The 11,585-nt window shown below is 49.9% G+C and carries 9 protein-coding genes; all 9 read left to right on the forward strand.

Going from position 1 to position 11,585, the window contains the following annotated elements:
- The first annotated feature begins 14 nt into the window (after positions 1–14).
- The 9 genes from rapZ (at position 15) to lysS (ending at position 11,249) form a co-directional block, all read left to right on the forward strand.
- A complete protein-coding gene (rapZ, locus tag DW739_RS12820; RefSeq protein WP_022359300.1) occupies positions 15–890 on the forward strand; it encodes an RNase adapter RapZ in 876 nt (291 codons plus the stop codon).
- 16 nt (positions 891–906) lie between these two features.
- Positions 907–1,863: a DNA-binding protein WhiA gene (gene whiA, locus DW739_RS12825; protein ID WP_022359301.1), complete on the forward strand. Its 957-nt coding sequence runs from the start codon at positions 907–909 to the stop codon at positions 1,861–1,863.
- Positions 1,864–1,976: 113 nt separating this feature from the next.
- Complete coding sequence (locus DW739_RS12830) at positions 1,977–2,231, forward strand: HPr family phosphocarrier protein (protein ID WP_107001048.1); 255 nt, start codon at positions 1,977–1,979, stop codon at positions 2,229–2,231.
- A 132-nt stretch (positions 2,232–2,363) separates the two neighbouring features.
- Positions 2,364–5,840 (forward strand): DNA polymerase III subunit alpha, encoded by a 3,477-nt coding sequence (locus tag DW739_RS12835; RefSeq protein WP_118743176.1) that lies wholly within the window; start codon positions 2,364–2,366, stop codon positions 5,838–5,840.
- 267 nt (positions 5,841–6,107) lie between these two features.
- Positions 6,108–7,082, forward strand: a complete 975-nt coding sequence (pfkA, locus tag DW739_RS12840; RefSeq protein WP_022359304.1) for a 6-phosphofructokinase — start codon at positions 6,108–6,110, stop codon at positions 7,080–7,082.
- Positions 7,083–7,225: 143 nt separating this feature from the next.
- Entirely contained in the window at positions 7,226–7,624 is a 399-nt protein-coding gene (locus DW739_RS12845; RefSeq protein ID WP_022359305.1) for a DUF6145 family protein, read from the forward strand.
- Between the two features lie 7 nt (positions 7,625–7,631).
- Positions 7,632–8,585 carry a tRNA dihydrouridine synthase DusB gene (dusB, locus tag DW739_RS12850; protein ID WP_117795850.1) on the forward strand — a complete coding sequence of 318 codons (954 nt, stop codon included), beginning with the start codon at positions 7,632–7,634 and terminating at the stop codon, positions 8,583–8,585.
- A gap of 219 nt (positions 8,586–8,804) precedes the next feature.
- Positions 8,805–9,287 (forward strand): transcription elongation factor GreA, encoded by a 483-nt coding sequence (gene greA, locus DW739_RS12855; protein ID WP_107001044.1) that lies wholly within the window; start codon positions 8,805–8,807, stop codon positions 9,285–9,287.
- Between the two features lie 24 nt (positions 9,288–9,311).
- A complete protein-coding gene (gene lysS, locus DW739_RS12860; protein ID WP_118743182.1) occupies positions 9,312–11,249 on the forward strand; it encodes a lysine--tRNA ligase in 1,938 nt (645 codons plus the stop codon).
- Positions 11,250–11,585 lie beyond the last annotated feature (336 nt).

The following is an 11,585-nucleotide window of genomic DNA, read 5'->3' on the forward strand; positions in this document are numbered from 1 at the left end:
AAGGGAGGAACAATATGCGGCTTGTGATCGTAACCGGTATGTCGGGAGCCGGAAAGACGGCGGCACTGAAAATGCTGGAGGACATGGGATTTTACTGTGTTGACAATCTCCCGATCCCGCTGGTAGGAAAATTTGCGGAGCTGGTGCAGAGCAGCAGCGGGGAGGTAAGCTGTGCAGCGTTGGGAATCGATGTACGCAGCGGCGACGAGCTGGCACAGCTGGAGGGAACACTGAATGATTGGAATAACATCCAGTTTCCGTATGAGATCCTGTTTCTGGATGCCAGCGATGAGGTGCTGATCAAGCGATATAAGGAAACGCGCCGTTCCCATCCGCTGGCAGGAAAAGAGCGGCTGGACCGCGGTATTGCGAAAGAGCGCCTGAAACTCGATTTCCTGAAAAAGCGGGCGGACTATATTCTGGACACCAGCACGCTTCTGACGCGGGAGCTCAAGGCGGAACTGGAACGTATTTTTATGGGGCGCGAGCGCTTTTCCAGCCTCTTTGTGACGATCTTAAGCTTTGGCTTTAAATATGGGATTCCGTCGGATGCGGATCTGGTGTTTGATGTTCGTTTCCTGCCGAATCCTTATTATGATGAGAATTTAAGAAGCCATACCGGCAATGAGAAGGCGGTGCAGGACTTTGTGCGCCGCGGCGGGACGGCAGATGTATTTTTGGATAAACTCTATGACATGATTGACTTCCTGTTTCCGTACTATGTAAAAGAAGGAAAGAATCAGCTTGTCATAGCCGTAGGATGTACCGGTGGAAAGCACCGTTCAGTTACGGTGGCGAACCGGCTCTATGAGCGCCTCAAGGAGCACTCGGAAATAGGGCTTAAACTGGAACATCGGGACATAGAGATGGATAACCGGACAAAAGGGTAAACGGAGGTAGAGAACTTTGTCATTTTCAGCCCGGGTAAAGGAAGAGCTGTCGCATCAGCTGAGCAAGGCGAGGCACTGCCAGATTGCAGAGCTGGCGGCGATTTTGAGCCTTTGCGGCAAGATTCATATCGATGAAGAGGATCATTTCAGCATACGGATCCACACGGAAAACGTAGCGGTTGCACGAAAATACTTTACATTATTGAAAAATACATTTAATATTAAGGCGGACATTTCGATCCGGCGCAATGCATTTTTAAAAAAGAGCCGTTCTTATACGCTTCTGGTGCGCGATCACGAAAATGCACTCCGGGTGCTGGAGGCGGTCAAGATGGTGGATGCGCAGGGAAATGTCGGGGAAAACCTTTCGGTGGTGCGGAATCTGGTGATTCAGAATGCGTGCTGCAAGAAGGCATTTATCCGGGGCGCTTTTCTGGCAGCCGGATCCTTAAGCGATCCGGAGAAATTTTATCATTTTGAGATCGTATGCGCGTCGCTTGAAAAGGCGGTGCAGCTTCAGAATGTGATTCTGACATTCGACATCGATGCGAAAATAGTTGTCAGAAAGAAGTATTATGTGGTATATATAAAAGAAGGCAGTCAGATTGTGGAACTTCTGGGGCTGATGGAAGCGCATGTGGCATTGATGGAGCTGGAAAATATCCGGATCCTGAAAGAAATGCGAAACAGCGTCAACCGTCAGGTCAACTGCGAGACTGCCAATATCAATAAGACTGTTTCGGCGGCAGTCAAGCAGCTTGCGGATATCACATACATCCGTGATACGGTCGGGCTGGATTACTTGCCGGAGCTTCTTTCAGAGGTAGCACAGGTTCGTCTGGAGATGCCGGATGCAACCTTGAAGGAATTGGGGGAGAATCTGAGCCATCCAGTTGGAAAATCGGGAGTCAATCACAGGCTCAGAAAGATAAGTGCAGTAGCTGAAAGCCTCCGCGAAGAGCGGGGCGAGTAAAGTTAGGTTATTGTTCACAGGCAGGAATTTCCTGGATGGAAAATTCCGTGCGATACAGTAGTGGCAGCGGATTTTGCCGTTTTTTTCGAGCGGGGCTCGATGAGGAGGATATTATGACAAGTAAGGAAATCAGAATTGGTTTGAGTTCAGGTCTGGAGGCACGTCCTGCGGCGATGCTGGTGCAGGTAGCAAGCCAGTATGAGAGCAGCATCTATGTGGAAAGTGAAGAAAAACGCGTCAATGCAAAGAGCATCATGGGCATGATGACGCTGGGACTGGCAGAGGGCGCGCACGTAAAGGTAACGGCTGATGGCAGCGACGAGGAGAGTGCGATCGAGGGAATTGAGAAATATCTGAGCAATCAGTAGAAATCCAGATTTCTGACCGTTTTTCGGAAAGAGACAGGGGACGCAACAGTTAAACAAGAGCTTTGATAGATGAGGGGGTGTCGTTTCGCGGGAAACGGCAGTCCCTTAAAAGATCTGAATGGGAGGAAAAAGGTGGCATTTACACATCTGCATGTGCATACAGAGTACAGTCTGCTTGACGCATCGAGTAAAATAAAAGAACTGACCGCCCGGGCGAAGGAGCTGGGGATGGACAGTCTGGCGATTACTGACCACGGCGTCATGTACGGCGTGATCGATTTTTACCGGGCAGCCAGGGAAAATGGGATCAAGCCGATCATCGGCTGTGAGATCTATGTGGCGCCCGGATCGCGTTTTGACCGGGAGGCGGGAAGCGGCGAGGATCGCTATTATCATATGATTCTGCTGGCGGAAAATAATACCGGCTATCAGAATCTGATGAAGATCGTCTCCAAGGGATTTGTCGAGGGATTTTATTATAAACCGCGTGTGGATGACGAGGTGCTGAGAACCTACCATGAAGGCATTATTGCACTCAGCGCGTGTCTGGCGGGCGAGATCCCGAGGTATTTGTCGAGAGGCATGTATGAGGAAGCGTGCAAGTCGGCGCAGAAATACCGCGATATCTTTGGACCGGACAATTTCTTTCTGGAATTGCAGGATCACGGCATCCCGGCGCAGCGGACGGTCAACCAGGGCTTGATGCGGATGAGCCAGGAACTGCAGATTCCGCTGGTGGCGACGAACGACTGCCACTATATTTATAAAGAAGATGTGGAATCGCACGATATTTTGCTCTGTATCCAGACGGGCAAAAAAGTCACGGACGAGAACCGGATGCGCTATGAGGGCGGGCAGTTCTATGTCAAATCCGAGGAGGAGATGCGTGCGCTGTTTCCGTATGCACAGGAAGCACTTGACAACACGCACAAGATCGCCGAGAGATGCAATGTCGAGATCGAGTTTGGCGTGACGAAGCTGCCGCAGTATGATGTCCCGGACGGATATACGTCCTGGGAATATCTGCAGAAGCTCTGCGGGGAGGGCTTTCACAAGCGCTACCCGAACGACGATGGGACGCTGCGGGAGCGCCTGAGGTATGAGCTGGACGTTATCCATTCGATGGGATATGTCGATTATTTCCTGATTGTGTGGGATTTTATCCATTTTGCAAAATCAAACGGTATCATGGTCGGTCCGGGACGTGGTTCGGCGGCGGGCAGTATCGTCGCGTACAGTCTGGAGATCACGGACATCGACCCGATCCGCTATCAGCTGATTTTCGAGCGTTTCCTGAATCCGGAACGAGTTTCCATGCCTGATATCGACGTCGATTTCTGTTTCGAACGGCGTCAGGAGGTGATCGACTATGTCGTGCGGAAATACGGAAAAGACCGCGTCGTGCAGATTGTTACCTTCGGTACGCTGGCGGCAAAGGGTGTCGTCCGCGACGTGGGGCGCGCGCTCGATATGCCGTATGCACAGTGTGATGCGATCGCAAAAATGATTCCGGGTGATCTCGGCATGACGCTAGACAAGGCGCTCAAAGCCAGTCCGGATCTGCGTGAGGCGTATGAGTCGGACGATTCGGTCAAATATCTGATCGACATGAGTAAACGTCTGGAGGGGCTGCCGAGACATACCTCCATGCATGCGGCGGGGGTTGTCATCAGCCGTGCGGCGGTCGATGAGTATGTGCCGTTGTCCAGGGCATCTGACGGTTCGATCACGACCCAGTTTACGATGACGACGCTGGAAGAGCTGGGACTTCTGAAAATGGATTTTCTGGGTCTTAGAACCCTGACGGTTATCCAGAATGCGGTTCGCCTGGTGGAGAAAACGACCGGAAAACCGCTTGATATAGATAGGATCGATTACAACGATAAAAAGGTGCTGGATTCGATTGGAACCGGCAAAAATGACGGTGTGTTCCAGCTGGAGAGTTCCGGCATGAAAGGATTCATGAAAGAGTTAAAGCCGGAAAACCTGGAGGATCTGATCGCCGGTATTTCCCTGTATCGTCCGGGTCCGATGGATTTCATTCCACGTTATCTGAAAGGCAAAAATGACAAGGCTTCGATTGTCTATGAGTGCCCGCAGTTAGAACCGATTCTGGCGCCGACCTATGGCTGTATCGTCTATCAGGAGCAGGTTATGCAGATCGTGCGCGATCTGGCTGGCTATACCTGGGGACGAAGCGACCTGGTGCGCCGTGCGATGGCAAAGAAAAAAGCGGCAGTCATGGAGAAAGAACGCCAGAATTTCGTCTACGGCAATGCACAAGAGGGCGTAAAGGGCTGTATTGCGAATGGGATCGACGAGAAGACGGCGAACCATATTTACGATGAGATGATCGATTTTGCGAAATACGCCTTCAACAAGTCGCACGCGGCGGCGTATGCGGTTGTCTCCTACCAGACGGCATATCTGAAATATTACCATCCGGTCGAATTCATGGCGGCGCTGATGACCTCGGTCAAGGATAATGTTTCGAAGGTATCGGAATATATCATGAGCTGCCGTCAGATGGGGATGAAGATCATGCCGCCGGATATCAATGAGGGCGAGGGCGGCTTCTCCGTTTCGGACGGTGCGATCCGCTATGGTTTATCGGCGATCAAGAGTATCGGTCAGTCGGTGGTGGATGAGATTGTGCGGGAGCGGACCGAACATGGAAAATTCCGATCGCTGGAAGATTTCATTGACCGGATGTCGGGCAGGGAGGTCAATAAGCGCACATTGGAAAGCTTTATCAAATCCGGTGCGATGGACGGGCTGCCGGGAACCCGCAAGCAGAAATGTATGGTCTGCGGTTCGATGGTCGATCAGAAGAATAAAGAGAAGAAAAATACGATGGAAGGGCAGATGTCACTCTTTGATTTTGCAGCGGAAGAGGACAAGAAGAGTTTTCAGATCACATTTCCGAATGTCGGAGAGTATTCGAGGGAAGAATATCTGGCATACGAGAAAGAAATGCTGGGCGTCTACGTCAGCGGGCATCCGCTGGAGGAATATATCGGCACCTGGGAGAAAAATGTGACGGCGAAGAGCTCCGATTTTGTTGTGGATGAGGAGACCGGTTCGGCGGTGATTCACGACGGCGCGTATGTGACGATCGGCGGAATGATCACCGAGAAAACGGTTAAGACGACCCGGAATAACAAAATGATGGCGTTCCTGACGGTGGAAGATCTGGCGGGAAGTGTGGAAGTGCTGGTATTCCCGAAGGATTATGAAAAACGGCGCGATATGCTGATAAAGGATGAAAAAGTCTTTATCCGCGGACGCGCATCGGTCGGCGATGAGCCGGTCGGAAAACTGATCTGCGAGCAGATTATCCCATTTTCGCAGGTGCCGCGCGAGCTGTGGATTCAGTATGCGGACAAGGACGCGTATCTGGCGGGAGAGAAAGAACTTCTCGACCTCCTGAAAACAAGTGATGGAAATGACACCGTGATCATTTACCTGGGACGTGAGCGCGCGAAAAAGGTTCTGCCGCGCAACTGGAATGTGCGGGCAGGCGAGGCGCTGGTGACGACGCTCAGCGAGATGCTGGGCGAGAAGAACGTCAAGGTGGTGGAGAAGCCGCTGGGGAAGATTTCTTCATAAGTGTTAAAAGTTGCATTGGACATTGGAAGCTTTGGTAACTGGGCACGTATGTGTGAACAGTAACACGCTTTGGCGACATGTTAAAAAAATATCATAAAAAATCTTGAAATGACCTATAAAATGAATTACAATAAAATTGTTTGAAAATTGTGGTAGCACGCAGTGCAGAACAATTTGGTATCAGAAGGGTCAAAAGATTCGAAAATAAAACGGCTGGTTCACGGTTGGGGATGTGAAGCGGAAAGCCTTAGGACGGAGGAATAAGCGATGGCAAAAGAGGTTAAAACGATTGGTGTACTGACAAGCGGCGGCGATGCGCCGGGTATGAATGCAGCGATCCGTGCGGTGGTCCGGACTGCGATCAACAAGGGCATGAAGGTAAAAGGTATCATGCGTGGTTACGCTGGACTTTTGCAGGAAGAGATTGTGGACATGGACGGAACCAGCGTGGCAGATACGATTGGCCGTGGCGGTACGATCTTATACACAGCCCGCTGTCCGGAATTTATGACCGAGGAAGGTCAGAAGCGCGGCGCAGAAATCTGCCGCAAGCACAACATTGACGGTCTGGTCGTCATCGGCGGCGATGGTTCCTACCGCGGCGCCGGAAAGTTATCCGCGCTGGGAATCAATACGGTAGGTCTTCCGGGCACGATCGATCTGGATATTGCCTGCACCGATTATACGATCGGGTTTGATACCGCGATCAACACGGCGATGGAGGCGATCGATAAGGTAAGAGATACTTCCACCTCCCATGAGCGCTGCAGTATCATCGAGGTTATGGGACGCCACGCGGGATATATCGCCCTGTGGTGCGGTATCGCTAACGGCGCCGAGGATATTCTGCTTCCGGAGCGGTACGATGGCAATGAGCAGATGCTGATCAACCGCATCATCGATAACCGGAAACGCGGCAAGAGACATCATATTATCATTAATGCCGAGGGCATCGGACATTCCGCGTCGATGGCGAAGCGAATCGAGGCGGCAACCGGCATCGAGACACGTGCGACGATCCTTGGTTATATGCAGCGAGGCGGCGCGCCGACCTGTAAAGACCGCGTCTATGCGTCCATCATGGGCGCCAAGGCGGTGGAGCTGCTGGAAAAAGGAAAGACCAACCGCGTGGTAGCGTATAAGCACGGCGAGTTTCTGGATTTTGATATTCAGGAGGCGCTGAATATGAAGAAGGATATTCCGGAAGATCAGTATGAGATTAGTAAGCTGCTGATTCGTTAAGGAATTTGATGGCTGCTTGTGAGATGGGCTGGCATATGAACGGAGAACAGGCTTCTCAGGGATAAAGGGAGAGCCTGCTCTCCGTTCGTGCGTCAGCCCTGTTTGTGGGCAATGGAAAATGAAACAGATGGAGGTGCAAGAAAATGGCAGAAATGCAGAATCCCAATACAGATGGGGACTCCACCGTACTCTGCGGTGCGAATTCGTATGTGGAAAAATATTATCTGAATGAGCAGTTTTCGGGGCTGCCGGAGTCAATTAAGCAGGAATTGCAGATCATGTGTGTCATGTACACAGAGGACATCGGCGGTATTATTTTGCTGGAGTTTATGCCGGATGGCAGACTGCAGTTTAAGGTTGAGGCGGAGGAGAATGATTACCTCTTTGACGAGATCGGAAGCGCGCTTAAAATCAAGCAGTATCAGGCGGAGAAGCGTGAGCTGCTGGAATCGCTGGAGCTGTATTATAAGGTGAAGGTGCTGGGAATCCCGGCGGACGAACTGTTAGACGACGAGCAGATGGAACGGTATCAGGAAGATTAGAAATAAAATGAAGATTGGAAACGTAGAATTAAAAAATGCAATCGCCCTTGCGCCGATGGCAGGTGTGACGGATCTGCCGTTCCGTCTGCTCTGTAAGGAGCAGGGATGTGGTTTGATGTACACGGAGATGGTCAGCGCGAAGGCGCTTCTTTATAAGAACCGCAATACAAAGCCGTTATTAGAGACGCGGCCGGAAGAAGAGCCGGTTGCGGTGCAGCTGTTTGGCTCAGATCCGGAGATCATGAGCGAGATGGCGCTGCAGCTGGAGGAAGGACCGTATGCCATCATCGACGTCAACATGGGTTGTCCGGTGCCAAAGATTGTCAATAACGGCGAAGGTTCGGCACTGATGAAGGATCCGAAGCTGGCAGAGCAGATTTTGACGGCGATGGTAAAGAAACTTCATAAACCGGTTACGGTCAAATTCCGCAAGGGATTTAATGATTCGAATATCAATGCGGTTGAGTTTGCGAAGATGGCAGAGAGCTGCGGCGTGGCGGCGGTAGCCGTGCATGGACGGACGAGAGAGCAGTATTATTCCGGAAAGGCGGACTGGGACATTATCCGTCAGGTCAAAGAGGCGGTTTCAATCCCGGTCTGGGGAAACGGTGATGTATTTACACCGGAAGATGCCAAGAGAATGAAGGAAGAAACCGGCTGCGACGGCATCATGGTGGCGCGCGGCGCGAAAGGAAATCCATGGCTGTTTAAACGGATTCTCCACTATCTGGAAACCGGAGAACTTCTGCCGCCGCCGACTGCGGAGGAAGTAAAGAGGATGATTGTCCGCCATGGGACGCTTCAGACGGAATTTCGCGGCGAGGAGATCGCAATGCGGGAGATGCGTAAGCATGTGGCATGGTATACGGCAGGATTTCCACATTCGTCGGCGCTTCGCAATGATATAAACCAGGTGGAGACGCTGGAGGAGCTGGAACGGCTGGTGGATGAGAGAATTTAAGAGAAGGATGAATGTGTGGAATCAAAACGATGGTTGTGTTACATGGGTGGACGAAATCGGAAGGCACAGAAAAAGCACGAAAATGTAGGATTTTCCCTTGTTTTTAAAGCCATTATGGCACTTTGTGATTCTTGACATTACACCAAGAATCATGTATAATAGTGCGATGCAATTATTAGGGGATTCAATGATGAATCGATAGAAGGAAGGATAGCTGTCATGGCAGAAAAGAAGAACATTTTAACTTACACAGGATTGAAAAAGTATGAAGATGAACTTCATGATCTGAAAGTAAATAAACGCCAGGAGATCGCACAGAAGATCAAAGAGGCGAGAGAGCAGGGCGACCTGTCTGAGAACGCTGAGTATGATGCAGCAAAAGATGAACAGAGAGACATCGAGGCAAGAATCGTAGACCTTGAGAAACTGTTGAAAAACGCAGAGGTTGTTGTTGAGGATGAGATCGATCTGGATAAGATCAGCATCGGATGCCAGGTAAAGGTACTGGATGTCGAAGAGGATGAAGAGATGGAATTTAAGATCGTAGGTTCCACCGAGGCAAACAGCTTAGATGGTAAGATCTCCAACGAGTCTCCGGTTGGTCGTGCCCTGCTTGGCAAGAAAGCTGGCGAGACCGTAGACGTAGAGACACAGGCGGGCGTTATCCAGTACAAGATCCTGGACATCCAGCGAGTATCATAAAGAGACGAAGGAGTGAAAGAGAAAGTGGCAGAGCAGAATCAGCAGAATAAGAACGAAGAGAAGGACTTAAATCAGTTATTAAAGGTGCGCCGCGAGAAACTGAAAGACCTTCAGGACAACGGAAAGGATCCGTTCCAGATTACAAAATTTGATGTAACTGCACACAGCAGCGAGATCAAGGATAACTTTGAGCAGATGGATGGCAAAGAGGTTACGATCGCAGGACGTATGATGTCCAAACGTGTGATGGGTAAGGCATCTTTCTGCAATGTGCAGGATTTAAAGGGCAATATCCAGTCTTATGTTGCCAGAGACAGCGTAGGCGAAGAGGCTTATAAAGATTTCAAGAAGATGGATATCGGTGATATTGTCGGAATCAAGGGTACCGTATTCCGCACCAAGATGGGTGAGATCTCCGTTCACGCAGAGTCCATCGTACTGCTGTCCAAGAGTCTGCAGATTCTGCCGGAGAAATTTCACGGACTGACCAACACGGATATCCGTTATCGTCAGAGATATGTGGATCTCATCATGAATCCGGAAGTAAAAGACACCTTTGTAAAACGTTCTCAGATCCTCAAGGAGATCCGCAATTTCCTGGATGGACGCGGATTTATGGAAGTGGAGACCCCGATGCTGGTAGCTAATGCCGGCGGTGCGGCTGCCCGTCCGTTTGAGACCCATTATAATGCTCTGGATGAAGATGTAAAACTGCGTATTTCTCTGGAACTCTACTTAAAGAGACTGATCGTAGGCGGCTTAGAGCGTGTTTACGAGATCGGCCGTGTATTCCGTAACGAGGGCGTTGATACCCGTCACAACCCGGAATTTACCCTGATGGAGCTGTATCAGGCATACACCGACTATGAGGGCATGATGGAACTGACCGAGAGTATGTTCCGCTACCTGGCTGAGAAAGTCTGCGGAAGCTCTGTCATCAGCTATAACGGCACTGTGATTGATATGTCCAAGCCGTTCGAGCGCATCACCATGATCGATGCAGTTAAGAAATACTCCGGCGTTGATTTCAACACTGTTAAAACTGACGAGGAAGCAAAGGCAATCGCAAGAGAGCACAATGTTGTATTTGAGGAGCGCCATAAGAAGGGTGATATCATCAACCTGTTCTTCGAGGAGTTCTGCGAGGAGAAGATGATTCAGCCGACCTTCGTTATGGATCACCCGGTTGAGGTATCTCCGCTGACCAAAAGAAAACCGTCCAATCCGGAGCTGGTTGAGCGCTTCGAGATGTATATCTACGGCCGCGAGATGTGTAACGCATACTCTGAGTTAAATGATCCGATCGATCAGAGAGAACGTTTCAAAGCACAGGAAGAGGCGTTTGCTGCTGGCGATGAGGAAGCAAATCATACGGATGAAGACTTCCTGAATGCACTGGAGATCGGTATGCCGCCGACAGGTGGTATCGGATACGGTATCGACCGTCTGGTTATGCTGCTGACCGATTCCCAGGCAATCCGTGACGTACTGCTGTTCCCGACGATGAAGTCACTGGACGCTGATAAGAAAGCTTCCAAGACTTCCGAAGCAGCTTCGGCAGAGGCTGAAAAACCGGTTGAAAAGATTGATTTTTCTAAGGTAAAAGTCGAGCCATTGTTTGAAGAAATGGTTGATTTTGATACATTCAGCAAGTCAGATTTCCGTGCAGTAAAGGTTAAAGAGTGCGTTGCAGTACCGAAGTCAAAGAAGCTGTTACAGTTTACTCTTGATGACGGAACAGGCACAGACAGAACCATTTTAAGCGGTATTCATAGCTTTTATGAGCCGGAAGAACTGGTTGGAAAGACTCTTATTGCTATCACAAATCTTCCACCGAGAGCTATGATGGGCATTGACTCTTGCGGTATGCTCCTCAGTGCTATTCATGAAGAAGAAGGCGAAGAAAAGCTTCATCTTCTGATGGTTGATAACCACATTCCAGCAGGTGCAAAGCTCTATTAAGATGAGAAACTGAGCCTTGCGGCGGTGTGCGCTTGCGAACACCGACATAAGGCGAAAAACGCACGGAGACGCCAGTCGACGTGATGTAAAGATGTACCGTTTTACCGAATAGACGGGACGTACTTCATTTGATAAAAAACTAAAAAAACAACGATTTACATCAAACTTACATCAATTGATGCAGAAATCGGTGCAAGCAAGAAAAAATCGCATAATTAGTGCAATGAGTGGGCAATTCCAATCGGAGTTGCCCATTTTTAAAACAAACAGAAATACAAATCGGAAGTTGGAGGATACACGCATGAAAATTGTAATCATTAATGGAAGTGCCAGAAA

The sequence above is a fragment of the Clostridium sp. AM28-20LB genome, assembly GCF_003480665.1.
Classification (GTDB): domain Bacteria; phylum Bacillota; class Clostridia; order Lachnospirales; family Lachnospiraceae; genus Otoolea; species Otoolea fessa.

Excerpts from the sequence above, each read along its gene's own strand:
- DW739_RS12845 (WP_022359305.1), top strand. The coding sequence starts at position 7,226 with ATGGCAGAAATGCAGAATCCCAATACAGATGGGGACTCCACCGTACTC.
- rapZ (WP_022359300.1), top strand. The coding sequence starts at position 15 with ATGCGGCTTGTGATCGTAACCGGTATGTCGGGAGCCGGAAAGACGGCG.
- greA (WP_107001044.1), top strand. The coding sequence starts at position 8,805 with ATGGCAGAAAAGAAGAACATTTTAACTTACACAGGATTGAAAAAGTAT.
- dusB (WP_117795850.1), top strand. The coding sequence starts at position 7,632 with ATGAAGATTGGAAACGTAGAATTAAAAAATGCAATCGCCCTTGCGCCG.
- DW739_RS12830 (WP_107001048.1), top strand. The coding sequence starts at position 1,977 with ATGACAAGTAAGGAAATCAGAATTGGTTTGAGTTCAGGTCTGGAGGCA.
- pfkA (WP_022359304.1), top strand. The coding sequence starts at position 6,108 with ATGGCAAAAGAGGTTAAAACGATTGGTGTACTGACAAGCGGCGGCGAT.